Raw genomic sequence first — 22,876 nt, 5'->3', positions numbered from 1 at the left:
ATGACCGTCCCCAACGTCCTGGCCACCCGCTACGCGGGCGCCGACCTCGCCGCGATCTGGTCGCCGGAGCACAAGATCGTGCTCGAGCGCCGGCTCTGGATCGCCGTGCTGCGCGCGCAGCGCGACCTCGGCATCGACGTCCCCGACGGCGTGGTCGAGGCCTACGAGGAGGTCGTCGACCAGGTCGACCTGGGGTCCATCGCCGCCCGCGAGCGCATCACCCGCCACGACGTGAAGGCGCGCATCGAGGAGTTCTCCGCGCTCGCCGGTCACGAGCACATCCACAAGGGCATGACCTCGCGCGACCTGACCGAGAACGTCGAGCAGCTCCAGCTCAAGCAGTCCCTGGAGCTCCTGCGCGACCGGGCCGTCGCCGCGCTCGTGCGCCTGGCGCGGCTGGCCGCGGAGCACGAGACGACCGTCATGGCCGGGCGCTCGCACAACGTCGCGGCGCAGGCGACCACCCTGGGCAAGCGCTTCGCCACTGTGGCCGACGAGCTGCTGATCGGGGTCGAGCGCATCGAGGACCTGCTGCGGCGCTACCCGCTGCGCGGGATCAAGGGCCCGATGGGCACCGCCCAGGACATGCTCGACCTGCTCGACGGCGACGAGTCCCGCCTGGACGAGCTGGAGCAGCGCGTCGCCGCTCACCTCGGCTTCGACCGGATGCTGACCTCGGTCGGCCAGGTCTACCCCCGCTCGCTCGACTTCGACGTGCTGTCCGCGGTCGTGCAGCTGGTCGCCGGCCCCTCCAACCTTGCGACCACGATCCGGCTCATGGCCGGCAACGAGCTGGTCACCGAGGGGTTCAAGGAGGGCCAGGTCGGCTCGTCGGCGATGCCCCACAAGATGAACACCCGCTCGTGCGAGCGCGTCAACGGCCTCGCGGTCGTCACGCGCGGCTACCTCTCGATGGTGGGCGAGCTCGCCGGGGACCAGTGGAACGAGGGCGACGTCTCCTGCTCCGTCGTACGACGGGTGGCGCTGCCGGACGCGTTCTTCGCCGCCGACGGGCTGTTCCAGACCTTCCTCACCGTGCTCGACGAGTTCGGCGCGTTCCCCGCGGTCATCCAGCGCGAGCTCGACCGCTATCTGCCGTTCCTCGCGACGACCAAGGTGCTGATGGCGGCCGTGCGCAACGGCGTCGGCCGCGAAGCCGCGCACGAGGCGATCAAGGAGGCGGCGGTCGGCGTGGCGCTCGACATGCGCCGCGGCCAGGCGGACAACGACGTCTTCGCCCGGCTCGCCGCCGACCCGCGGCTGGGGCTCACCGCCGAGCAGCTCTCCTCGCTGGTGGCCGACCCGATCACCTTCACCGGGGCGGCCGTGCGGCAGACCCAGTCCGTCGTACGCCGCGTGGCCGAGGTCGCCGAGCGCTACCCCGTGGGCGCCGCCTACACCCCGGGCGCGATCCTGTAGCCATGACCGCCTACTGGATCAGCCTCTACCGCGAGATCACCGACGAGGCCAAGCTCGCCGCCTACGCCCAGCTCGCCGGCCCGGCCATCGAGGGTGCCGGCGGCACCTTCCTGGCCCGCGGCCTGCCCGAGGAGACCTACGAGGCCGGCGAGGCCACCCGCTCGGTGCTCATCTCCTTCGAGTCAGTCGACGCCGCCCGCGCCGCCCACGACAGCCCGGCCTACCAGGCCGCCCTCGCCGCCCTCGACGGCGGAGCCGTCCGCGACCTCAGGATCGTCCCCGGCGTCTGACCGGCTCGCCACCCCACCGGTGGTCGAGCAGTGAGGAGCGCCAGCGACGAGCGAACGTCACCGGTGGTCGAGCAGCGAGGAGCGCCAGCGACGAGCGAACGTCGAGACCCACGCACCTTGGTCGCCTCCTCGCGTGAATCGGTGGTCCCGTGCAGCGCCGCGGTGGTCGCGGTGGTGGGCAGCTACGGAGACGAGGCAGGCGGTGGTGGCGCGCCGCTGCCGGCTCCCGGTGGTTGAGGTGCAAGCGCAGCGAGCCTCGAAACCACCCCGCCCCCAGGGCCTAAAGTAAAATCCGAGAAAGAAAGCCACTTACCCTCCACACCCTGTGGATAACCGGGCTTTCCGGCCTACGACTGTCGGTGGTCGCTGCTTGAGTGGACCCATGAGCAGCCCCGCCACCCACCCGCCGAGCCACCCCGTGCTCGCCGCCGTGCTGCGCGCGCAGGCCGAGCTCGACGCGGTCGCCGACCAGGCGATGTGGTCGATGACGAAGGAGGAGGCCGCGCAGGCGCTGGTCGAGGAGACCCGCCTCAACGCCCGCCTGGCAGCACTCACCCTCAAGACCGCCGCCCACGCCGACCGCACCGAGGTCGGAGCCGCCCAGGGCGCGACCTCCTCGGCGGCCTGGTTGGCCCACACCACGCACATGACCCAACGCGACGCCGCCGCCCTCACCAAGCTCGGCAAGGCCCTCGGAGCCCACGCGCCCGTCGAGGAAGCGCTCACCCGCGGCGACATCCTGGCCGACCAGGCGAAGGTCATCGTCGAAGCCGTCGACGCGCTGCCCGACGACGTCGGCACGACGGTGAAAGACCAGGCCCGGGACCACCTGCTCGACGAGGCGGCTCACTTCGATGCCAAGCGGCTGCGGGTGCTGGGCGTGCACGTGCTGGAGGTCGTGGCCCCCGAGGTCGGGGAGGCGGAGACGGCACGTCAGCTCGAGGCGCAGGAGCGCAAGGGCGAGGCGAAGGCGCGGTTCACGATGCACGACGACGGCCACGGCACCACCCATGGCCGGTTCTCGATCCCGACCCATCAGGCAGACAAGCTCCGCAAGCCCCTCAACGCGTTGGCCGCACCCAAGGCCGGCGGCGAGGGATCGACCCCGCACGGGATGGGGCTGGCGTTCGTCGAGTACATCGACCGCTTCCCCGCGAAGAAGCTGCCGCAGGCGGGTGGGATGGACGCCACCGTCGTGGTCACGATGACCCTCGAGACCCTCATGGGCGGCCTCAAGGCGGCGCAGCTCGACACCGGCACCCCGATCAGCCCCGGACTCGCCCGGCGGATGGCGTGCGAGGCCGGTGTGATCCCCGTCGTCCTGGGTGGGAAGTCCCAGGTCCTCGACGTGGGCCGCAGGATGCGGTTCCACACGAAGGCCCAGAGGATCGCGATGGCCGTCAGGGACGGCGGCTGCATCGCCCTGGGCTGTGATCGGCCCTCGGCGTGGTGTCACGCCCACCACCTCGACCCCTGGTCCCAGGGCGGCAGCACCTCGGTCGAGCGCGGCGGGCTGCTCTGCACCGGCCACCACCCCCTGGCCCACCACCCTGGCTACGTCATGACCCACCACCCCGGCGGCAAGGTCTCCTTCCACCGGCGCGAGTGAGGAGCGACGGGTCCCTCGGTCAGAGTCGATCGGTGAACGAGACCGGCTTCCCTGTCGCGCGGGCGTGGGCGATCTCCCTGCCCGTCGACTCGCCGACATACCCGCCGGGGTTGACCACCAGAACGCGGTCGGCGAGATCGATCTTGTGCAGGTGAAGGGAGTCCAGGATGGCCTTCTGCTCATCGGTGACCGGCCCGCCTGCCTCGCCCGGCGCCAGGACGATGACGCCCGTGAAGGTCAGCTCACGGTTCACCGCGCGCATCTCGTCCACGAACCGGGCAGAGCCACAGATGCAGACGATCTCAGGTCGGTCGGGCAACGAACATTCCTTCGGTCGATCGAACGGTGAACCGTCTCTGGTCACGGTGCCATGACAGATGAGTACCCGACGCGGACACCCGTCGCGACGGCGAGGCGGCGCTGGGACGATCGGGGCATGAGCGACCTGGACGAACGGACCGTGATCGTGGCGGGCGGCTGGGACGCGCGGTACGCCGTCGTCCGTGCCGTGGGCACGCTCGGCGACCACGGGGCGGCGGTCATCGACGCCAACGGTGACGGGGCGGACATCAACCTCGAGCACTTCCGCCGGGTCGACGGTGAGTGGCGTGCGACCTCGAGCGGGGGCGGTCCCGGTGACTGGGGGCGCGGCTGGTCCGACGGCGCCTGGGCGGAGCACGACCGCGGCGAGGAGGGGTGGTGGCTCACCCTCGAGGAGGGACCCGAGCCGGACGACGACCTCCCCGCGCGCCGGGTGGTAGCCGACTCCTACGGGTGGTGGGTCTGGACACCGGGGGCGCCGTCGTCCTAGGGGTTGGTTTCGAGACGGTTGCTGCGCAACCTCCTCAACCAACGGCGCACACGTCCTTCGCGGTGCGAGGATGCCCTCCGACGAGGACGGGAGCGGGACGTGACGGCACGGTTCGAGGGCAGGCGGGCACTGGTCACCGGGGCCGCGGGTGGGATCGGGCGGGCGACCGTCGAGCTGCTCGAGGAGGAGGGGGCCCGGGTGGTCGGGGTGGACCTCCGGGAGGCCGAAGGAGTGCGTCCGTGCGACGTCAGTGACGCGGGGTCGGTGACGGACGCCGTCGCCGGCGCGGTCGCGGAGCTCGGCGGTCTCGACGTGCTGGTCAACGTGGCGGGGATCGACCAGTTCCGACGGTTCGGGGAGCTCGACCTCGCCACCTGGCAGCGGCACCTCGGGGTCAACCTGACGGGACCGATGCTGATGAGCCAGGCGGTCCTGCCGGCGCTGCGGGAGAGCCGCGGCAACATCGTCACGATCGCGTCGGTGGCGGGCCTGCGGGCCCAGCCCTACCAGGCGGCGTACTGCGCCTCCAAGGGCGGCGTGATCATGCTGATGAAGTCACTGGCGCTCGAGCTCGCCGAGGACGGCATCCGCGTCAACACGGTGTGCCCCGGGGGAGTGGAGACCGACCTGCCGATGGGCGCGGCGGCCGAGCACGACGGCGCCGACCTGGACTGGGGGCTGCTGAGCGAGACCGCGGGCGGGCGCTACGGCTTCATGCCGCCGCGCCACATCGCGGAGTCCGTCGCCTACCTCGCCTCCGACGCCGCCGCGTCGGTCACGGGAGCGGTCCTCGCGGTCGACCGCGGCACCGCCTGCTGACAGGTCTGACCTAGGAGGTGCCGTCCTCGTCGGCCACGGGGCGGCCGAAGGTGACGGCCTCCTGCACCTCGCGGGGAGCGGTACGCCGCAGGGCGGCGTCGGGTGCGGCACCCAGCGCGTCGTTGACGGTGGAGAAGGCGAGGCGGAGGGCGACGAACGTCGTCATGGCGAAGATCTGCGGGTCGTCGAAGCCCGCGTCGCGCAGCGCCTGGACGTCGGACGCGGTCGTGCCGTTGGGGTCGGCGGCGACGGCGCGCGCCCAGGTGGCCATGGCGTGCTCCGCCGGTGTCAGACCCTCGTCGGTGCCGCGCAGGACGCCGGCGGCGAGCGCCGGGTCGGCCTCGTTGCCGAGCCTGGATCCCCACGCCAGCGCGCAGTAGGAGTCGCCGAGCGAGGCGGCGGTGGCTGCGACCAGGATCCCGCGCTCGCGCAGGCTGAACCCGCCCTCGGCGCCGACGCGGCCCAGCAGGGCGAAGAGGCCGTCGAGCGTCTCCGGCTGGTGCGCCCACAGGTGGGTGAGGTTCATGACGTAGCCGACGTCGTCGACGTCCTCGTCGTGGAGGGCCTGGACGGCCGCGGTCACGGGTGGTGCGGACAGGAAGGAGGTGGTCACGTGACCCATGACACCGCACCGCGCGCACCTCGCGCACCCCCTGCGCGGGTAGGGAAGCATGGAGCCATGAGCGAGCCCGTCACCGTCTCCATCACCCGACACCTGGAAGCAGGCCACGAGCCGGAGATGGTGAGCTGGCTGTCGGCGGGGATCAGGCTGGCGGAGCGGTTCCCCGGGTTCCTCGGGGCGGGCTGGGTGCGGCCGCAGCCGGACTCCGAGACCTGGCACATGCTCTACCGCTTCGCCGACCACGACTCCCTGCAGGCGTGGGAGCACTCACCGCAGCGCCAGTGGTGGCGCTCGTCGGCGGCAGGCCTGGGCGTGGTCGAGTCGCGGGTGGAGAAGCGCACGGGCATCGAGGGCTGGTTCGACGAGCCGGAGACCCGCGAGGTCAGCGACGACCGGGTGGCGGCGCCGGTCGCGCCGCCGCGGTGGAAGCAGGCCTGCGTGATCTTCCTGGTGTTCTTCCCGCTGAGCCTGGCGGTCAACTTCGCGTCCAGCCGGCTGGTGCCGGACCTGGTGCTGCCCCTGCGGGTGCTGCTCTCGGTCCTGGTGATGACGCCCGTGATGACCTACGTCGCCCTGCCCTGGGTCACGCGTCGGATGGCATGGTGGCTGCATCCCGCGGCCGGGTCCCCCGGCGCTCCTGGCGCAGCGACAGCACCGACATCGCCAGCGCCACGCTGAGCACGACCAGGGCCGTGACCAGCGCGGTGGTGAGCGCCGTCGCGCTGGATGCGGAGTCGCGGGTGAGCTGGTAGACCGTCATCAGCAGCGCCGCCCCGATCGCAGAGCCGATCCGCTGCCCGGTCTGCAGGGCGCCGCCGGCGGCACCTCCCATCCGCGGGGGTACGTCGGTCAGGGTCAGCGTGAGGTTGGGGGAGACGACCGCGCCACCGCCGAGGCCGGCCACGAGCAACGCCGGGACGGCCACCGGCCACAGGGGGTCGGCGTACGGCGCCAGCAGCGCCAGCAGGGCAACCCCGGTCATCATCACGGCCAGCGCGATGACGGTGAGCCGGCGCCCGACGGTGGACACGAACCGGCCGGCGACCGGTGCGGCGACGGCCGACCCGACGGCGAACGGCATCAAGAGCAGCCCGGCCATGAGCGGGGTGTAGCCGAGGTCGCCCTGGAGGTGCACCGAGACGACGAGCAGCACCCCGGTGAAACCGGTGAAGTAGAGCGCGCCCACGGCCAGCCCGTTGACGTAGCCCGGCAGCTCGCGCAGCAGGGCGAGGTCGAGCAGCGGTGCGTGGCCGGTGCGCGTGAGCCGTCGCTCCCAGACGGCGAAGGCCCAGGCGAAGAGCGGCACCCCGATCAGCAGCACCAGCGGCAGCCGCTCGCCGCCCTCGAGCCGCACGACGGGGTAGAGCAGGCACAGCACCGTGGCGCCCAGCAGCAGCGCCCCCGGCACGTCGATCCGGTTGGCCGGGTCGTGGGTGGCGCCCGGCTCCCGCTGGGGGACGAGCCGTGCCACTGCGACGATCGCGACGAGCCCGATGGGCACGTTGATGAGGAAGAGCCAGCGCCAGCCGTCGTCCTCCCCGGCCGCGGCGATGATGAGCCCGCCGAGGATCGGTCCCAGGGCGGACGCGCTGGACACGGTGAACCCGAACATGCCGAACGCGCGGGCCCGCTCGGGCCCCCGGAAGAGCTGCTGGATCAGGCCGGAGTTCTGCGGCGTCAGCAGGCCCGCGGTGGCGCCCTGCGCCAACCGCGCGAGCACGACCAGCGCGGCGTTGGGCGCCAGGCCCACGGCCGCGCTGGACACGATGAAGCCGGCCAGGCCGATGAGCATCAGCCGCCGGCGGCCGAACGCGTCGCCCAGCCGTCCACCCGCGACGAGCGTCAGCCCGAAGGTCAGCGCGTAGCCGGACACGACCCACTGGATCGTCCCGGCCGAGGTGGACAGGCCCTCCTGCATGGAGGGGACCGCGACGTTGACGATCGACACGTCGAGCAGCGACATGAAGCCGACGACGAGCGAGACCCCGAGGATGCGCCAGCGTCGCGGGTCGGCGACGTCCTCCTGCTCCGCGTCGCGGGCAGGGCCGGCGTCAGGCGCGGGCGTTGCCACCCCAGTTGGCCAGCTTGGTGGCGACCGTGTGCAGGTCGGCGCGCCAGACGTCCTCGGGACCCGGCGGCAGGATCGCGTCCCACTCCAGCGCGGTGGACCCGATCACCCCGGTGAGGCCCTCGGTGCGGGCGAAGAACCACAGGTGGAAGTGGGCGGCGCCGTCGCCGTAGCGGTTGGCGTGCACGCGCGCGACGTGGGGGAGGTGCTCCATGATCCGCACGAGCCGGTTGGAGATCCGGCCCATCTCCGAGGCCTGGTCGTCGTCGAGGTCGCCGTAGTCGAGGTGCTCCCGCGTGTGCAGGAGCAGCACCAGCGGCAGCCCGGTCGGGGCGCCGGTGTGCGTCAGCACCCAGCGCTCGTCCTCCCACACGACGTGCGCGGGGTCGAAGCCCTCGCAGGAGGCGCAGGGCCCGTCGCCCTCGCCGTGGCGCGGCGGCTCCTCCGAGGGCGGTGGCAGCACCCGGGGCGCCATGGCGCCGTCGGCCACGGCCCACGGGAAGTTGTCCCAGCCGCCGGTCGGCGGCATCGGGAGTCGGCCGTCGGGTCCGACGGCGGCGACGACGCGGGCGTAGACCTCTTCGGCAGACTCCGGCATGGGCCAACTGTGCCACCCGCGCCGGGCGGATCCGCACGGACCCCGGGGAGGCCCCCGGACACCCCGGGGACCCCGGGTCGTATAGTCGAGCAATTTGCTCGACTATGATGGACGCATGACCTTCCCCACGCTGGTGCAGCTCCCGTCGTACGACGACGTCGAGGTCGTCGTCCCCGCGCCCGACTCGGGCCCCGGCAACTGGGCCGGCGCGGCCAGCGCCGTGCTCGTCGACGGGGTCTTCTGGCTCACCTGGCGCGTACGCCGTCCGCTCACCGACGGCCGCGGGGTGACCGTCGTGGTGGCCCGCTCCGACGACGGCGTCTCCTTCGAGCCGGTGACCCAGGTGCACCGCGACACCTTCGGTGCGGAGTCCTTCGAGCGCCCCGTCCTGGTGCCGGTGCCCGGCCTGGGGTGGCGCCTCTACCTGTCCTGCGCGACGCCGGGCTCCAAGCACTGGTGGGTCGACAGCCTGACCGCCCCGACGGTGGAGGAGCTGCCGATGGGCCACCAGCAGGTCGTCCTGGCCGGTGACGCGCACACGGCGGTCAAGGACCCGGTGGTCACCTTCGGGGACGACGGCTGGGAGATGTGGCTGTGCTGCCACCCCCTCGACGAGGCCGGCCAGGAGGACCGCATGACCACGCGCCGGCTCACCAGCGACGACGGGCTCGCCTGGACCGACCGGGGCGAGGTGCTGGCCGGACGGCCGGGTGAGTGGGACGCCCGCGGCGCGCGGGTCGCGGCGGTGCTGCCCGGCTCGCCCCTGACCGTGCTCTACGACGGTCGCGCCGACGCCGCCTCCAACTGGTACGAGCAGACCGGGGTGGCGCGCTGGGACGGCACGCGCCTGGTCCCCGAGGACCTCGCGCCCATCGCCTCACCGCACTCCGACGGGGCGTTCCGCTACGCCGCGGCGGTGGCGCTGCCCGACGGCCGCACCCGCTTCTACGTCGAGTCCGCGCGACCCGACGGCGCTCACGACCTGGTGACCTGCGTGCGCTGAGTGAAGGAGCCGCGGCTCGCGGTCGAGAGCCAGTCGTCGAAGCTCTCGCCGGTCACCTCGGACAGCTGGGCGATGTCCTCGGCGAAGTGGGGGATCAGGCGCTCGCGCGCCTCGGGCGGGAGCAGCGGCCGGTGCGCGGCGGCCGATCCGGTCAGCTGCGCGATCAGCGGCACGCTCGCGCGGCGCCACACCTGCGGCGGCACGAACTGCCCCAGCGCGGCGCCTGCGCGCACGACCGGGCCGAGCACGCGGGGGCGCAGGCCCGGCTCGACGAACGGGTGGGAGTTGTCGCGAGGGATGGAGTCGACCAGCCCCGGGGTGATCCCGAGGAAGCGGCAGGTCCGGTCGACGGCGGCCGCCGGGTCGTCCACGATCGCGCGGTAGCGCAGCACGAGCACCCGCTCGGGGTCGACGAAGCGGTGCAGGTGGTCGAGCTGCGCGCCGTAGCGGCCGAGGTCGCGGTAGCGCCAGAACGGTGCCCAACCGTCGGCGATGCGCCGGTCCTGGAGCGCGAAGGCCTCCTCGAAGTCGGCGACCGGCTCGAGCCCGTCGGACCACAGGTGCATCCAGTTGCTGTAGGCGCGGTCGATGGGGTCGCGCACGACCGCGATCAGCTTGACGTCGGGCAGCGCCTCCGCGATCCGGCGGTGCGAGGCGCGGTGCCACAGGTAGAACGGCGTGCTCTCGCCCTGGACGACGCCCTCGGCGGGGTCGGCGAAGAGCCGCTCGTAGTCCTCGCGCCGCCACAGCCACTCCTGCTGCGAGTGGGCGTCGCCGGGACCCCGGTAGGCCGGTGGCGGTGCGTCGTCGCACAACCAGTACTTCGGTTCCTTGGGCTGCGACATCCGCACCTCGGGGTGCTGGGTGAGGGCGGCGTGCAGCGCGGTCGTGCCGGCCTTGGGCGCGCCGATCACGATGAAGTCCGGCCCCACCACGCTCGTCATAAGGCAACTATGTCACGCGACTAAGATCTGGAGAAGGCTCCACGGGGTGAGGTGCGGCCAGCACTAGGCTGGCGGCGTGGCCGACCTCAACATCCCCGCAGCCCCCGCGATCCCCGGCGCCACCCCGCTCCACTCGGGCAAGGTGCGCGACCTCTACGTGCTCGACTCCGGCCCCTACGCCGGCGAGCTGCTCATGGTGGCCAGCGACCGGCTCTCGATCTTCGACCACGTCCTGGACACGACGATCCCCGACAAGGGCGAGATCCTCACCCGGATGTCGCTGTGGTGGTTCGGGCAGCTCGGCGTGCCCCACCACGTCCTGTCCACCGACGTGCCCGAGGCCGTGCGTGGGCGCGCAGTGGTGTGCCGGCGCCTGGACATGTACCCCGTCGAGTGCGTCGTCCGCGGTTACCTCACCGGCTCCGGCCTGCTCGACTACCGCGCCACGGGCGAGGTGTGCGGCATCGCGCTGCCCGACGGGCTCGAGGACGGCAGCCGCCTGCCCGAGCCGATCTTCACCCCGGCCACCAAGGCGGCGCTCGGCGACCACGACGAGAACGTCTCCTACGACGCGGTCGTCGCGGAGGTCGGCGACGAGGTGGCCGCTGAGCTGCGCCGGCGCACGCTGGACGTCTACGCCCGCGCCGAGTCCGTGGCCCGCGAGCGCGGCATCATCCTGGCCGACACCAAGCTGGAGTTCGGCGCCGGCGGCGACGGGCAGATGGTCCTGGGCGACGAGGTGCTCACCCCCGACTCCTCGCGCTTCTGGCCGGCCGACGCCTGGACCCCGGGCCGGGCCCAGCCCTCCTACGACAAGCAGATCGTGCGCAACTGGGCGCTCTCGCCGGAGTCGGGGTGGGACAAGGCGTCCGGCGTCGCGCCACCGCCGCTGCCGTCCGAGGTCGTCGAGCGCACCCGCACCCGCTACGTCGAGATCTACGAGCTGCTGACCGGCGAGCGGTTCTGATGCACCTCCCGGTCCCTCCCGAGGTCGCCTTCGACTACCTCGTCGACCCGGCCCACCGGTCGGAGTGGCAGTCCAGCCTGGCGCGCGTCGAGGACGTCAGCGGGCCGGTCGGGGTGGGGCAGCGCTGGGTGGACGTGACCACGCCGGGCCTGCGGCCGGCGATGGAGACGACCGAGCTGGACCGTCCGCACCGGTGGACCGAGCGCGGCACCTGGCGGTCCTGGTCGGCCGAGCTCACGCTGGACTTCGCCCCGGCCCCGGGCGGGTGCGAGGTCGAGCCGACGATGCGTCTCGCCGCCCGCGGGCCGGCCGCCCTCGCGGCCCGGGCCCTCGGCCTGCTCGCGCCGCTCGCCGTACGAGCCGACCTGCGCAAGGCCGGCCGCATCCTCGCGCGCCGGTCCTAGTCAGTCGGCCGCGTCGGCCAGGGACTCCCGGGCGGCGCGGGTCGCGGCGACGGCCTCCTCGAGGAACGCCGCGATCACGTCCAGCTCCTCGTCGCTGCGGGCGTCGAGGACCGGGGCGAGGTGGGCCGCCAGCCGTCCGAACATCGCGCCGCCGACCTGCATCGCGTGGTCGGTGACCTCCACGACCACCGAGCGCCGGTCGCTGGGATGGGGGGCGCGCACCACGTGTCCCAGCCGCTCGAGACGGTCGAGCATGGCCGAGGTGGCGGGCGCGCTCAGCTGGAGGGCGGCGCTGATCTGGCCCGGGGTCGGGTGCTCGCCCTGCAGGCCGCGGTCCATGACCAGGGCCAGGCCGCTGAGGTCGGTCCGGTGCATCTCCGCCTCGCGGCCGGCGGCGCCGACGTAGAGCTCGGACTCGTTGGCGAATCCGCGCAGCGCGCGCGTCACGCGCAGCGCCTCGGGGGAACGCATAGGTTCTCGGCTTGCTCGGGCCACGCACCCCAGCCTACTGTTTCGAACGTGGAAATACTCACTGATGGAAAGAAAGCTGGGCGTCGGGTCCCGATCGGGCGCTGGACGAGCCGCGCAGTGGTCCTGGTCGCGATCGTGTTCTCCGCGCTGGCGCTGGGCGCCGGCATCTCCGGCGACGAGAGCGACAACGCTGCGGCCAACCTGCCCGACAGCGCCGAGTCGGCGCGCGCGGACGTGCTCCAGGAGTCGCTCGGCACCTCGGAGTTCACGCCGGTCTTCGCCGTCTTCGACCGCGACGGGGACAAGCTGACCGCCGAGGACCGCGAGGCCGTCGGCGCCAAGGTCGCCGAGCTGCAGAAGCTGGCGGCGTCGGGCCAGAAGGCCTTCCCGGTGTTCGCCGAGGACGGCGCGGCGGCGTTCATCGGGGTGCCGCTGCGCACGGACACCCCCGAGGACGACCTCGAGAAGCCCGTCTCGGCCATCCGCGAGACCGCCTCCGCCGACCTCCCCGACGGACTGCGGGCGCAGGCCACCGGCGGGCCGGCCTTCACCGTCGACCTCTCGAAGGTCTTCGACGGCGCCGACGTGCGGCTGCTCATCACCACGGCCTGCGTCGTGGCGCTCCTGCTGCTGCTCACCTACCGCAGCCCGTGGCTGTGGCTGGTGCCGCTGTCGGTCGTCGGCATCGCCGACCAGGTCGCGGCGACCGCGGTCGACGCCGCCAGCCGGGTCTTCCCCTTCAGCGTCGACGGGCAGTCGACCGGCATCACCTCGGTGCTGGTCTTCGGCGCCGGCACCAACTACGCCCTGCTCCTGATCGCGCGCTACCGCGAGGAGCTGCGCCGCGAGGACAGCCGCTACGACGCCATGCGGGTCGCCTGGGGCCAGGCGGCGCCGGCGATCCTGGCCAGCTCGGGCACCGTCGTCCTCGCCCTGCTGTGCCTCGGCTTCGCCGACAGCCCGAGCAGCCGCAACATCGGCTACGGCGGCGCGATCGGCATCGTCGTCGCGGTCCTCTACGCCCTCGTCGTGCTGCCCGCCGCCATGACGCTCTTCGGCCGCCGGCTGTTCTGGCCGTTCGTGCCGCACGTCGGGCAGGCCGACCCCACGGAGACCGGCTTCTGGTCCAAGGTCGCCGCGGCCGTGACCCGCCGACCCGTGCTGGTCTCCGTCGTCGGCCTGCTCGCCCTCGTCGTGCTGGCCCTCCCGCTGTCCGGGCTCACCACCGGCCTGTCGCAGACCGAGCAGTTCCGGGCGACGCCGGAGTCGGTCACCGGGCAGGAGGTGCTGGCCGAGCACTTCCCGGCCGGGGCCTCCCAGCCCACCTCGGTCCTGGTGCCGGACGCCGCCGCCCAGGACGTACGGCGCGCGGTCGCCGACGTCGACGGGGTCGACCGCGTCGACCCGGGCGACTCCGCCGAGGGCACGACGGCCCTGAGCGCCGTGCTCAGCGCCGACCCGGGCTCGGAGCAGGCGTTCTCGACCGTCGAGGCGATCCGCGACGCGGCCCGCCAGGTCGAGCCGGACGCGCTGGTCGGCGGCCCCGACGCGGAGTCGCTGGACTCCCAGACCGCCACCGACCGGGACCAGGCGCTGATCATCCCGATGATCCTCGGCGTCGTCCTGCTCGTGCTGCTGGTCCTGCTGCGGTCGGTGGTCGCGGCGGTCGTGCTGGTGCTGACCGTCGTGGCGACGTTCGCGGCGAGCCTGGGTGCGAGCTGGTGGGCCTTCACCCACCTCTTCGACTTCCCCGCGCTCGACCTGAGCGTGCCCCTGCTGAGCTTCCTGTTCCTGGTCGCGCTCGGCGTGGACTACAACATCTTCCTCACGACCCGGGCCAAGGAGGAGGCCGCCCGCCACGACACGAGGACGGCGATCTCGGTCGCGCTCGCCGTCACCGGCGGCGTCATCACCAGCGCCGGGATCCTGCTCGCGGCGGTGTTCACCGTGCTGGGCGTGCTGCCGCTGATCGTGCTGACGCAGGTCGGCGTGATCGTGGGGTTCGGCGTCCTGCTCGACACGCTGCTGGTGCGCAGCGTCCTGGTGCCGGCGCTGGTCGCCCTGCTGGGGCGGCGGTTCTGGTGGCCGGGCGCGCTCTCCCGTGACGAGGTCAGGGACGGTCAGTAGGTTGGCCCTGACCAAGCCCACGTGACGGAGGACACCCGGTGTCGGACACGACGTACAACCTGGCCACGCTGCTCGAGCACAGCGCCGAGCAGCACCCCGAGCGCGAGGCCGTCGTCCTGGGCGACACCCGGCTGACCTACGCGCAGGTCGACGGCGCGGCCAACCAGGTCGCGAACCTCCTGGTCTCGCGCGGCATCCGGCCCGGCGACAAGGTCGCGCTGAGCTGTCCCAACCTGCCCTACTTCACGATCATCTACTTCGGCATCCTCAAGGCCGGCGCCACCGTCGTCCCGCTCAACGTGCTGCTCAAGGGTCGCGAGGTCGCCTACCACCTGGGCGACGCGGAGGCGAAGGCCTACTTCTGCTTCGAGGGCACCCGCGACCTGCCGATCGGCGCCGAGGGCTTCGCCGGCTTCGGGGCCGCCGACGGGTGCGAGCACTTCTTCGTCGTCACGGTCGACCCGGCCGCGGACTCGCCGCTCGAGGGCGCCGAGACGTTCGGCCGGGCCGTCGCCGACCAGCCGCCGACGTTCGACACGGTGGCGACCGACGAGGACGACACCGCGGTGATCCTCTACACCTCCGGCACCACCGGGCAGCCCAAGGGCGCCGAGCTGCGCCACCGCAACATGCGCGACAACGCGCTGGCGGGCAAGGAGCTGTTCGGCGCCGACGCGCAGCGGCCCGACACCTACCTCTGCGTGCTGCCGCTCTTCCACTCCTTCGGGCAGACGGTGATCCAGAACGGCGCCTTCGCCCACGGCGGCACGGTCGTGATGCTGCCGCGCTTCGAGGCCGGCCCGGCCCTGATGACGATGATCACCGAGAAGGTGACGTTCTTCGCCGGCGTGCCGACGATGTACTGGGGCCTGCTCGGCGCGCTCGACGGCTCGGTCGACGTCGAGGAGATCGCCCGCAACCTGCGCATCGCCGCGGCCGGTGGGTCGGCGCTGCCCGTCGAGGTGCACAAGGACTTCGAGAAGCGGTTCGGCGTGACGATCCTCGAGGGCTACGGCCTGTCGGAGACCTCGCCGGTCGCGAGCTTCTCGCCGTACGGCGAGCCCGTGCGGGTCGGCTCGATCGGCATCCCGATCCCCGGCGTGGAGATGACGCTGCTCGACCCCGGCTCGTGGGAGGAGATCGACGGCGGCGAGGACCCCGAGCAGGCGATCGGCGAGATCGCGATCAAGGGCCACAACATCATGAAGGGCTACTACAACCGGCCCGAGGCGACCGCGGAGGCGATCCGCGACGGGTGGTTCCGCTCCGGTGACCTGGGCCGTCGCGACTCCGACGGCTGGTACTACATCGTCGACCGCTCCAAGGACATGATCATCCGGGGCGGCTACAACGTCTACCCGCGCGAGATCGAGGAGGTGCTGATGACCCACCCGGCCGTCTCGCTGGCCGCGGTCATCGGCGTGCCCCACCCCTCGCACGGCGAGGAGATCAAGGCCGTCGTCATCCTCCACGACGAGGCCGGTGTCAGCGAGGAGGAGCTCGTCGCCTGGGGCAAGGAGCAGATGGCCGCCTACAAGTACCCCCGCGAGGTGCAGGTCGTCGACGCGCTCCCGATGACCGCCACCGGCAAGATCCTCAAGCGCGAGCTGTCGTGACGGGCTCGACCCCGTGAGGGCGCTCGGCCTGGTCGGCGCCGGGGTGATGGTGGCGCTCGGGGTCCTGTGGACGCTCCAGGGTCTCGGCTACGTCGGGGGGAGCTCGATGTCCGGCGAGCGCACGTGGGCGACGATCGGCCCGCTCGTCGCCGGCCTCGGCGTCGCGCTGGCGATCGTGGTGGCGCAGGGTCGGCGCCGGTAGTGCGAAATCCCCTCGGCGAGGGGAGCGGCGGCGTACCGTCGGGGTCCTGAGGAGGACTCGTGGATGCGGTACGCCCCGCCCGGTGGACCACGCTCGTCCTGGCGTCCCTGCTGCTCGCCGGCCACGCCTCCGCGCAGTCACCGCCCGCGGCTCGTGCTGAGACGGCCGCCGCGCGGGTGCCCACGGGCTGGGTGACGACCGAGACCCAGCTGCGCGCCGCGTGGGCCGACCCGCTGCGCCGGCGCATCGACCTGGGCGCCGACCTCGTCCTGCGCGACTGCCGCCGCGGCGACCCGATCCGGGAGTCGCCGTACCCGCTGGTCCTCGACGGGCACGGCCACACCGTGCGCCAGTCGTGCTTCGAGAAGCGGCTGCTGCGCCAGGACGGCACCGGCCACCTGGACCTGCGTGACGTGACGCTGACCCGGGGCGGGTCCGACGGCCCCGGGGCGGCGCTGACCTCGCGCGGGGAGGTGCTGCTCTCGGACTGCGTGATCCGCCAGAACCTCGCCGAGGAGCCGGGCGGCGGGGTGTTCTCGATGCGCCGGGTGGTCGTCCACCGGTGCCGCATCAACGGCAACCTCGCCAACGACGACGGCGGCGCCGTCTACGCCGGCCACGGCGGGGTCCAGGTCTACGACTCGATCCTCAGCGCCAACCTGGTCGACGGGTCCGGCGGCGCGGTCGCCTCGACCGGGGACATCCTGGTCGTCGGCTCCCACATCGACGGCAACACCACCGACGGCGACGGGGGCGCGCTCTACGCCGACCAGGACGGCGACGTGACCGTGGTCGACTCCCTCATCGACGGCAGCGCCGCCGACGGGCCGGGCGGGGCGATCTTCACCGTGGACGGCGACGTCGCCGTGCTCGACAGCACGGTCATCGGCAACCGTGCGGACGACCGTGGCGGCGCGATCGCGGGCGAGGCCGACGTGCTCGTGGTCAACTCCACGGTCGCGCGCAACCTCGCGGTCGCCCACGGGGGCGGGGGCATCTGGGCCCGCGGCCAGGTGGTGCTGGTCAACGCCACGGTCACCGACAACTACTCCGAGGGGGCCGGCGGCGGGGTGCTCGGCGCAGGCCGCACGACGATCATCTCCTCGACCCTGACCCGCAACATCGCCTCGGTCGGCGGCGACGTCTCGGCGGCCGGCACGATGCGCAGCTTCGGCTCGATCATCGGGCCGCCGGCCTACGAGGGCGTCACCGGCGACACGATCCCCACGCGTCGCAGCTGCCGGGTCTACGACGGCATCTCGCTCGGCCACAACTTCGTCACCGACGAGACCTGCGGCCTGGACGCCGTCACCGACCTGCGCGGCGACAGCCCGATGCTGGCCCGCCTGGAGGACGACCCGCTCGGCTTCGTCCTCACGCCGTACGACGGCAGCCCGGTGCGCGGGCGCATCCCGAGCGGCTCCTGCCTGGCGACGCTTCCCACCCCGCTGCCGGCCGGGCAGCTGCTCGAGGGCTGGGTCGCGTGGGACGACCTGCTCGCGCGAGACGCGGTCGGCGCGCTGCGTGACACCGGCGCGGGCTGCGACATCGGGGCCGTGCAGTCGCCCCCGGTCGCGCCGCCGCCGGGCCCTGGACCGGCCCCTGCGGGAGGAGACGACGTGAGCACGGAGGCGGCGCCGACGCCGCAGCCGGCGGCACCCCCGGCGGTCGCGGCGGTGGCTCCGCGACGCGGCACCGGCGTCCGCGGGCTCGCCGACGCGCTGCACCGTCAGGCGACCCGGCTCGCGCGGCTCCGACACGGCGCGCGCCGCTTCGACGTGCTGCGCGGCTGTGCGTCCCCGGTCGGCGTCGACCGGGCGGGGGACCCGCGGCACCGCTGGGGGTTCCTCTACGACGAGCGCGACGGCACCGGCCTCGACGCGCGGCCGGCGCTGGTGCGCCACCGGGGCGGCGGGCACCCCGGATGGCTGGCGCTCTCGCTGGCCACCACCCGGCGCTGCCTCAGCGCTCCGCCGTCCGCCACCGGCTCGGGTGAGGACGCGCGGGCGCGGGCCGCGCGCCCCGGCGTACGGGTGCTGCTGCGCCGGCTGCACCGGCTCGAGCGCGGCACCCGGCGGGTGGCGCTGACCACCCGGCGCTTCGACGCCTGGGAGTCCTGCCTCACCGCGCTGCCGGTCCGGGAGACCGGCGACACCGAGCAGGGGCTGGGGCACCTGGGCGTCGGGGCGACGTATCTCCCGGCGCTCGACCTCGACGACAGCGAGCGCGACGACCCCGACTACCAGGTGCTGGCGTTCCGGTGGCGCGACCGGCCGGGGTCGGGCCGCGAGTGCGACGGCGACGAGGACACCGACGACCGGTCGGCGGCGCCCCGGCCGCGCGGGTCACGCGCCGGGCTGTCGGAGCTGCGCGCCGGGCTGCGCGACCTGCGCGAGGACCTGGCTGACCTCGAGGAGCCGGTCGGGGAGATCACCCGCTTCGACGAGTGCCTCTACACCGTCGGCGTGCGCGAGCGCGGCGGCTACTCCTACCGCGACGACCGGGGCCGCGTCACGAGCCGGGCCGCCCTGCAGCTCGACCTCGGCGGCCCGGGGCTGCCGCAGCAGAGCTGGCTGGCCTTCCCGGGCGAGGAGCCGCCGCAGATCGAGTGCCGCGAGGACTGAGCCGGGGTCAGGCGAACGGGTCGGGCGCCGCGCCGGGCAGCTGGGCGAGCAGCTCGCGCGCCTGGGCCGCGACCTTGTGCTCGACGAGCACCTCGTAGCGGGTCGCCACGACCTGGGTGACCGAGGAGAAGTCACGGGCGCCGCGGGTGAGCGCGTAGCTGACCAGCGCGAAGACCACCCCGAAGAGCGCGCCGACGAGCATCGTGGACGCGATCGTCGCGAACGCGCTCTCGTCGGTGAAGATCGTGAAGATCAGGCCGATGAAGAGCCCGAACCACAGCCCCGACAGGGCGCCGCCCAGCGCGACCCGGCCGGTCGTCAGCCGGCCGGTGATGCGCTCGATGCGCTTGAGGTCGGTGCCGACGATCATGCACTGCTCGACCGGGAACTTGTGGTCGGAGAGGTGGTCGACTGCCTTCTGCGCGCCGGCGTAGTCGTCGTAGACCGCCAGCGACTGCGGGAAGGCGAGCTTCAGCGGGGACGTGGGCGTGGCACCGGAGGACAGGCTCATGCCTTCAGTGTGCCTCGCTGGCGGTGGCGACTGTGGGGGAGATTCACCGGGTACCCGGTGAAACTCACGCTTCCGGTGCGAAACTTCGTACCGGAAGCAGGAGTTTCCGACGGTCACTGGGTCAGGAGGGACGGCTGATGATGTCGACGAGCGACGAGCAGACGGCTCCCAAGCGCGCCTACAACGCCGACAGCCGCCGGGAGCGCGCCGAGCAGGAGCGCTCCGACACCCGCCGGCGCGTCCTGGCCGCGGCCAGGACGCGGTTCCTGGCCGACGGCTACGGCGCGACCAAGATGCTCGACATCGCCGCCGAGGCCGGGGTCGCGCTCGCGTCGGTCTACCGCGCCGGCGGCAGCAAGTCCGACCTGGCCCAGGACCTGCTCGCCATGGCGGTCACCGGTCGCGACACCGTGGAGCCCTCGGCGGTCGCCGGCACGGCGCTCACCGCGCTCCCCCCGCCGAGCTATCCCCAGATCGCCGCCACCCCCGAGCCGGAGGAGCAGGTGCGGATGATCGCCGACCGGGTCGTCGACGTCCTCGAGCGGATCGGGCCCCTGTGGGGGGTGCTGCGCGACGCGGCCGCGGTCGACGCCGGCGCCGCCGAGGCGATGCGGGTGGGGGCCGAGCGCCGCGAGGCGTCGTTCGTCGTCGCCGTCGGCATGCTCCCCGCGGAGCGGCTGCGCGGGGGGCCCGAGGAGTGCATCGACATGCTCTGGGGGCTGACGACACCGGAGCTGTACGGCGTGCTGCGGGTGGACCGCGGCTGGAGCGAGGCGCGCTACCGGGAGTGGCTGCGCCGCGCCTTGGCCTTCCAGCTGCTGACGCCCTGACCGCGCGGCGGACGGCGGGACGCACCTCCTAGAATGGGCGTGCCCGCACCACCGCCCCGCCCCGAAGCAGGAGCCCGCTGTGCCCCGAGTCGTCGTCGACGTCATGCCCAAGCCCGAGATCCTGGACCCGCAGGGCAAGGCGGTGCTCGGCGCCCTGCCCCGGCTCGGCTTCTCCGGCGTGACCGACGTGCGCCAGGGCAAGCGCTTCGAGCTCGAGGTCGACGGCGAGGTGACCGAGGCGGTGCTGGCCGACGTGCACCGGATGGCCGAGACGCTGCTGTCCAACCCCGTCATCGAGTACTTCACCGTCCACGTGGACGAGACGGTCGTGACCGCATGAAGGTCGGCGTCGTCACCTTCCCGGGCTCGCTCGACGACGTCGACGCCCAGCGTGCGGTGCGCATCGGCGGCCACGAGGCCGTGGCGCTGTGGCACGGCGACCACGACCTGCGCGGGGTCGACGCCGTGGTCCTCCCGGGCGGCTTCTCCTACGGCGACTACCTGCGCTGCGGCGCCATCTCCCGCTTCTCGCCCGTGATGAGCGAGGTCGTGACCGCGGCCGAGCGCGGGATGCCCGTGCTCGGCATCTGCAACGGCTTCCAGGTGCTCTGCGAGTCCCACTTGCTGCCCGGTGCGCTGATCCGCAACGACCACCGCAAGTTCAACTGCGTCGACCAGCGGCTGCGCATCGACAACAACCGCACCCCGTGGACCTCCGCCTACGCCGAGGGCGCGGAGGTGACGATCGTCCTCAAGAACGGCGAGGGCGGCTTCGTCGCCGACGAGCCCACGCTCGACCGCCTCGAGGGGGAGGGCCAGGTCGTCGCGCGCTACCTCGGCGGCAACCCCAACGGCTCGCTGCGCGACATCGCCGGCATCAGCAACGAGCGCGGCAACGTCGTCGGGCTGATGCCGCACCCCGAGCACGCCGTCGAGGACCTCACCGGCGCCGGGACCGACGGGCTGGGCTTCTTCACCTCGCTCGTGGAGCGCGCGTTCGCGTGAGCCCGACCCGCCTCTTCCGCACCGTCGCCCTCGCCGAGGCCGTCACCTGGGCCGGCCTGCTGACCGGCATGGTCCTCAAGTACGGCACCGAGACCACCGAGCTCGGCGTGCGGGTCTTCGGCATGCTGCACGGCGTCGTCTTCATCGCCTACTGCCTCACGACGCTGGTCGTCGCGGTCGACCGGCGCTGGTCGGCCGCGCGCACCGCGGTGGGCCTGCTGTCCGCCGTACCCCCGTTCATGACGGTGTGGTTCGACCGTCACGTCGAGTCGCGCGGCGCCCTCGGCGACTCCTGGCGCCTGCTCGGCGAGGACCCGCTCCGGCCGGCCGAGCGGCCGGTCGCCTGGCTGCTGCGCAACCCCCTGCGGGGGGCGCTCGCCGCGCTGGTCGCCGTCGCCGCGCTCACCGGCGTGGCGCTGCTCGTCGGCCCGCCCGCGGGCTAGTCCGAGCCGCCGCTCAGCGCTGGCCCTTGGCCAGCCGGAGCCACGAGTCGCTCGCGACGACGCCGGTGACCGGCAGCTTGACGCGCGCCTGCCAGGCGCGGACCTTGGCGGCCGTCGCGGCGTCGTAGACCCCGGTGACCCGGATGGCCTCCCCGACCCGGGAGGCGTTGAGGGTGCGCTGGACGCCACGGACGGGGTGGCCGGTCGAGCCGAACTTGAGGACCGGGCGGGCGCCCACTGCCAGCAGGGTCATCCAGGGCCGGGTGTACCACGTGGGCGACACCGGCAGGCCCTGCGACCGCTGCCAGGCGTTCATGGCCGTCACCAGGGTCGGGCCGTAGGCGCCGGTGAGGGCGCCGCGGAACAGGCCGCGCTCCTGGAGCAGGCACTGCAGCGCCTTCACGTGGGCGCGCGACGGCTTGGTGCCGTCCTTGGGAGCCCGGATGACGGGGTAGGAGGTGAAGGAGACCCGGACGCCGCCGCAGCGGGCCTCGGGCGCCGCGACGGAGCCGCGACCCAGGGAGAGGTAGTTGCTGTCGATGTTGATGCGCACTCCGCCGTGCACCTCGTCGTGACCGCCGCGGTACTGCTTGATGCGGCGGCCCGGCTGCCAGCCGTCCGAGCGGAGGTAGGAGGAGGAGGTGTTGGCGACACCGTCCCACCGGGCCAGCCAGATCCGGTCGGGGAGCACGAAGCGCTTGGGTCGCTTGATGCGCGCCGCGTCCAGCGCGGCGATGCCCGATCCGGCGCTGGAATAGACGCCCGAGACGTAGCCCAGGGCGCGCAGTCGCGTCGTCCAGCCGCTGAGGAACGACAGCGCGGACTCGCGGCAGTGGGTGTTGCCGGAGTCGAAGCCCTCGAGGTCGTACCAGAGCGTGCTGCCCGGCGTGATGCCCAGCGCCTTGGCGTCCGCCACGGTCTTGACGGCCTCGGCCAGGCCCTGCCGCTGCGCGGTGGTGTAGAGCTTGTCGGCGCCGGGCTTCGGGTTGATCGTGAAGTCGTCGGAGTAGCGCGGGAAGCGCGGCTGGCACGAGGCCTGGGGGCCGAGCGTGATCGGCAGCAGCTTCCAGCCCAGGCGCAGCTGGCTGGCGACCCAGGTGGGCGTGAGGTTGGGCTGGTTGCGGCAGGCGCGCGAGTCACCGGAGATGTAGATGCCCACCGCCGAGAACGGCGAGCTGCGCCGCCAGGCGTTCATCGCGCGCTGCGTCGGAGCAAGGCACTGGTCGAACCCGTAGCCGGTGAAGTCCCCGGGCGTGACCGGGTTGGCCGCCCGCTTCGCCGCCACCGGGGCGGCCGTGCCGCCGGAGGCCTGGGCGCCCGGTCCGGACGCGCTGAGCGTGGCAGCGGCGACGACCGTCGCGGCCAGCAGGCACAGCGATCGGAGGCCGGAGGTGGGCAGGGGGAAGGTCATCGCGGAGCTCCAGGGGAAGGGTGTGGCACCGGGTGGCGTCGTCACGATAACCCCACTGTTCACACGGGTAACAGGGCTGCGG

Annotated in this window: 25 protein-coding genes; 17 read left to right on the top strand and 8 right to left on the bottom strand. The window is 73.2% G+C overall.

The features are described 5' to 3' along the window. The 3 genes from purB (at position 1) to E4622_RS11065 (ending at position 3,318) form a co-directional block, all read left to right on the top strand. Positions 1–1,419, top strand: a complete 1,419-nt coding sequence (gene purB / locus E4622_RS11075; RefSeq protein ID WP_134740240.1) for an adenylosuccinate lyase — start codon at positions 1–3, stop codon at positions 1,417–1,419. Between the two features lie 2 nt (positions 1,420–1,421). Next, positions 1,422–1,709, top strand: coding sequence for a DUF1330 domain-containing protein (locus tag E4622_RS11070; RefSeq protein ID WP_134740239.1), 288 nt, complete (start codon positions 1,422–1,424; stop codon positions 1,707–1,709). 382 nt (positions 1,710–2,091) lie between these two features. Next, complete coding sequence (locus tag E4622_RS11065; RefSeq protein ID WP_134740238.1) at positions 2,092–3,318, top strand: HNH endonuclease signature motif containing protein; 1,227 nt, start codon at positions 2,092–2,094, stop codon at positions 3,316–3,318. 19 nt (positions 3,319–3,337) lie between these two features. Here E4622_RS11065 and E4622_RS11060 read toward each other — a convergent pair whose 3' ends face one another. Beyond that, positions 3,338–3,580 carry a hypothetical protein gene (locus E4622_RS11060; protein WP_245156018.1) on the bottom strand — a complete coding sequence of 81 codons (243 nt, stop codon included), beginning with the start codon at positions 3,578–3,580 and terminating at the stop codon, positions 3,338–3,340. Positions 3,581–3,754: 174 nt separating this feature from the next. On the opposite strand from E4622_RS11060, the gene E4622_RS11055 reads away from it, so the two are divergent. Then, complete coding sequence (locus E4622_RS11055; protein WP_134740236.1) at positions 3,755–4,129, top strand: hypothetical protein; 375 nt, start codon at positions 3,755–3,757, stop codon at positions 4,127–4,129. 99 nt (positions 4,130–4,228) lie between these two features. Then, positions 4,229–4,948, top strand: a complete 720-nt coding sequence (locus E4622_RS11050) for an SDR family oxidoreductase (RefSeq protein WP_134740235.1) — start codon at positions 4,229–4,231, stop codon at positions 4,946–4,948. 10 nt (positions 4,949–4,958) lie between these two features. Here E4622_RS11050 and E4622_RS11045 read toward each other — a convergent pair whose 3' ends face one another. Next, a complete protein-coding gene (locus E4622_RS11045) occupies positions 4,959–5,561 on the bottom strand; it encodes a hypothetical protein (protein ID WP_209021873.1) in 603 nt (200 codons plus the stop codon). A 66-nt stretch (positions 5,562–5,627) separates the two neighbouring features. On the opposite strand from E4622_RS11045, the gene E4622_RS11040 reads away from it, so the two are divergent. Then, complete coding sequence (locus tag E4622_RS11040; protein WP_134740233.1) at positions 5,628–6,248, top strand: antibiotic biosynthesis monooxygenase; 621 nt, start codon at positions 5,628–5,630, stop codon at positions 6,246–6,248. On the opposite strand, the gene E4622_RS11035 is transcribed toward E4622_RS11040, so the two are convergent. Beyond that, the gene (locus tag E4622_RS11035) at positions 6,154–7,641 is read right to left on the bottom strand and encodes an MFS transporter (RefSeq protein ID WP_245155982.1); all 1,488 of its coding nucleotides are present in this window, start codon (positions 7,639–7,641) and stop codon (positions 6,154–6,156) included. The two genes, E4622_RS11040 and E4622_RS11035, sit on opposite strands and share 95 nt — an antisense overlap. Next, on the bottom strand, positions 7,622–8,236 hold the full coding sequence (locus E4622_RS11030; RefSeq protein WP_134740232.1) for a hypothetical protein: 615 nt from the start codon (positions 8,234–8,236) through the stop codon (positions 7,622–7,624). The genes E4622_RS11035 and E4622_RS11030 overlap by 20 nt, the downstream gene beginning before the upstream one ends. A gap of 115 nt (positions 8,237–8,351) precedes the next feature. Between E4622_RS11030 and E4622_RS11025 the strand changes: the two genes are divergently transcribed. Then, the gene (locus tag E4622_RS11025; protein ID WP_134740231.1) at positions 8,352–9,239 is read left to right on the top strand and encodes a hypothetical protein; all 888 of its coding nucleotides are present in this window, start codon (positions 8,352–8,354) and stop codon (positions 9,237–9,239) included. Here the strand turns inward: E4622_RS11025 and E4622_RS11020 are convergent. Beyond that, entirely contained in the window at positions 9,212–10,183 is a 972-nt protein-coding gene (locus E4622_RS11020; RefSeq protein ID WP_134740230.1) for a sulfotransferase, read from the bottom strand. The two genes, E4622_RS11025 and E4622_RS11020, sit on opposite strands and share 28 nt — an antisense overlap. A 76-nt stretch (positions 10,184–10,259) precedes the next feature. On the opposite strand from E4622_RS11020, the gene E4622_RS11015 reads away from it, so the two are divergent. Then, the gene (locus E4622_RS11015) at positions 10,260–11,150 is read left to right on the top strand and encodes a phosphoribosylaminoimidazolesuccinocarboxamide synthase (RefSeq protein ID WP_134740229.1); all 891 of its coding nucleotides are present in this window, start codon (positions 10,260–10,262) and stop codon (positions 11,148–11,150) included. Then, entirely contained in the window at positions 11,150–11,554 is a 405-nt protein-coding gene (locus tag E4622_RS11010) for an SRPBCC family protein (protein WP_134740228.1), read from the top strand. Before E4622_RS11015 ends, E4622_RS11010 begins: the two co-directional genes overlap by 1 nt. Here E4622_RS11010 and E4622_RS23140 read toward each other — a convergent pair whose 3' ends face one another. Beyond that, complete coding sequence (locus E4622_RS23140; protein ID WP_134740227.1) at positions 11,555–12,025, bottom strand: MarR family transcriptional regulator; 471 nt, start codon at positions 12,023–12,025, stop codon at positions 11,555–11,557. Positions 12,026–12,142: 117 nt separating this feature from the next. On the opposite strand from E4622_RS23140, the gene E4622_RS11000 reads away from it, so the two are divergent. The 4 genes from E4622_RS11000 to E4622_RS10985 are packed head-to-tail and all read left to right on the top strand — an operon-like array spanning position 12,143 to position 18,594. Beyond that, entirely contained in the window at positions 12,143–14,152 is a 2,010-nt protein-coding gene (locus E4622_RS11000) for an MMPL family transporter (RefSeq protein ID WP_245155981.1), read from the top strand. Positions 14,153–14,190: 38 nt separating this feature from the next. Next, positions 14,191–15,768, top strand: a complete 1,578-nt coding sequence (locus tag E4622_RS10995) for a long-chain fatty acid--CoA ligase (RefSeq protein WP_134740225.1) — start codon at positions 14,191–14,193, stop codon at positions 15,766–15,768. Between the two features lie 13 nt (positions 15,769–15,781). Continuing rightward, entirely contained in the window at positions 15,782–15,970 is a 189-nt protein-coding gene (locus E4622_RS10990; RefSeq protein ID WP_134740224.1) for a hypothetical protein, read from the top strand. A gap of 59 nt (positions 15,971–16,029) precedes the next feature. Then, positions 16,030–18,594, top strand: a complete 2,565-nt coding sequence (locus E4622_RS10985) for a right-handed parallel beta-helix repeat-containing protein (RefSeq protein WP_134740223.1) — start codon at positions 16,030–16,032, stop codon at positions 18,592–18,594. A gap of 7 nt (positions 18,595–18,601) precedes the next feature. Here E4622_RS10985 and E4622_RS10980 read toward each other — a convergent pair whose 3' ends face one another. Next, positions 18,602–19,105, bottom strand: a complete 504-nt coding sequence (locus tag E4622_RS10980) for a general stress protein (protein ID WP_134740222.1) — start codon at positions 19,103–19,105, stop codon at positions 18,602–18,604. A gap of 137 nt (positions 19,106–19,242) precedes the next feature. Between E4622_RS10980 and E4622_RS10975 the strand changes: the two genes are divergently transcribed. From E4622_RS10975 to E4622_RS10960, 4 genes are all read left to right on the top strand, one after another. Next, complete coding sequence (locus tag E4622_RS10975; protein WP_134740221.1) at positions 19,243–19,935, top strand: TetR/AcrR family transcriptional regulator; 693 nt, start codon at positions 19,243–19,245, stop codon at positions 19,933–19,935. A gap of 79 nt (positions 19,936–20,014) precedes the next feature. Further along, the gene (purS, locus tag E4622_RS10970; protein WP_134740220.1) at positions 20,015–20,275 is read left to right on the top strand and encodes a phosphoribosylformylglycinamidine synthase subunit PurS; all 261 of its coding nucleotides are present in this window, start codon (positions 20,015–20,017) and stop codon (positions 20,273–20,275) included. Continuing rightward, positions 20,272–20,940 (top strand): phosphoribosylformylglycinamidine synthase subunit PurQ, encoded by a 669-nt coding sequence (purQ, locus tag E4622_RS10965; RefSeq protein ID WP_134740219.1) that lies wholly within the window; start codon positions 20,272–20,274, stop codon positions 20,938–20,940. Before purS ends, purQ begins: the two co-directional genes overlap by 4 nt. Beyond that, a complete protein-coding gene (locus E4622_RS10960; RefSeq protein WP_134740218.1) occupies positions 20,937–21,383 on the top strand; it encodes a DUF3817 domain-containing protein in 447 nt (148 codons plus the stop codon). The genes purQ and E4622_RS10960 overlap by 4 nt, the downstream gene beginning before the upstream one ends. Before the next feature lie 13 nt (positions 21,384–21,396). Here E4622_RS10960 and E4622_RS10955 read toward each other — a convergent pair whose 3' ends face one another. Beyond that, positions 21,397–22,794 carry a glycoside hydrolase domain-containing protein gene (locus tag E4622_RS10955; RefSeq protein WP_134740217.1) on the bottom strand — a complete coding sequence of 466 codons (1,398 nt, stop codon included), beginning with the start codon at positions 22,792–22,794 and terminating at the stop codon, positions 21,397–21,399. Positions 22,795–22,876 lie beyond the last annotated feature (82 nt).

The sequence above is a fragment of the Nocardioides sp. 503 genome, from assembly GCF_004522095.1.
Taxonomy (GTDB): domain Bacteria; phylum Actinomycetota; class Actinomycetes; order Propionibacteriales; family Nocardioidaceae; genus Nocardioides.
Note: the sequence above shows the minus strand (reverse complement) of the source record. Positions and strands in the feature narration are given on the sequence as shown.

Excerpts from the sequence above, each read along its gene's own strand:
- purB (WP_134740240.1), top strand. The coding sequence starts at position 1 with ATGACCGTCCCCAACGTCCTGGCCACCCGCTACGCGGGCGCCGACCTC.
- E4622_RS11070 (WP_134740239.1), top strand. The coding sequence starts at position 1,422 with ATGACCGCCTACTGGATCAGCCTCTACCGCGAGATCACCGACGAGGCC.
- E4622_RS11040 (WP_134740233.1), top strand. The coding sequence starts at position 5,628 with ATGAGCGAGCCCGTCACCGTCTCCATCACCCGACACCTGGAAGCAGGC.
- E4622_RS11025 (WP_134740231.1), top strand. The coding sequence starts at position 8,352 with ATGACCTTCCCCACGCTGGTGCAGCTCCCGTCGTACGACGACGTCGAG.
- E4622_RS11020 (WP_134740230.1), bottom strand. The coding sequence starts at position 10,183 with ATGACGAGCGTGGTGGGGCCGGACTTCATCGTGATCGGCGCGCCCAAG.
- E4622_RS11030 (WP_134740232.1), bottom strand. The coding sequence starts at position 8,236 with ATGCCGGAGTCTGCCGAAGAGGTCTACGCCCGCGTCGTCGCCGCCGTC.
- E4622_RS23140 (WP_134740227.1), bottom strand. The coding sequence starts at position 12,025 with ATGCGTTCCCCCGAGGCGCTGCGCGTGACGCGCGCGCTGCGCGGATTC.
- E4622_RS10955 (WP_134740217.1), bottom strand. The coding sequence starts at position 22,794 with ATGACCTTCCCCCTGCCCACCTCCGGCCTCCGATCGCTGTGCCTGCTG.
- E4622_RS11010 (WP_134740228.1), top strand. The coding sequence starts at position 11,150 with ATGCACCTCCCGGTCCCTCCCGAGGTCGCCTTCGACTACCTCGTCGAC.
- E4622_RS11065 (WP_134740238.1), top strand. The coding sequence starts at position 2,092 with ATGAGCAGCCCCGCCACCCACCCGCCGAGCCACCCCGTGCTCGCCGCC.
- E4622_RS11055 (WP_134740236.1), top strand. The coding sequence starts at position 3,755 with ATGAGCGACCTGGACGAACGGACCGTGATCGTGGCGGGCGGCTGGGAC.
- purQ (WP_134740219.1), top strand. The coding sequence starts at position 20,272 with ATGAAGGTCGGCGTCGTCACCTTCCCGGGCTCGCTCGACGACGTCGAC.
- E4622_RS11060 (WP_245156018.1), bottom strand. The coding sequence starts at position 3,580 with ATGCGCGCGGTGAACCGTGAGCTGACCTTCACGGGCGTCATCGTCCTG.
- E4622_RS10980 (WP_134740222.1), bottom strand. The coding sequence starts at position 19,105 with ATGAGCCTGTCCTCCGGTGCCACGCCCACGTCCCCGCTGAAGCTCGCC.
- E4622_RS10975 (WP_134740221.1), top strand. The coding sequence starts at position 19,243 with ATGATGTCGACGAGCGACGAGCAGACGGCTCCCAAGCGCGCCTACAAC.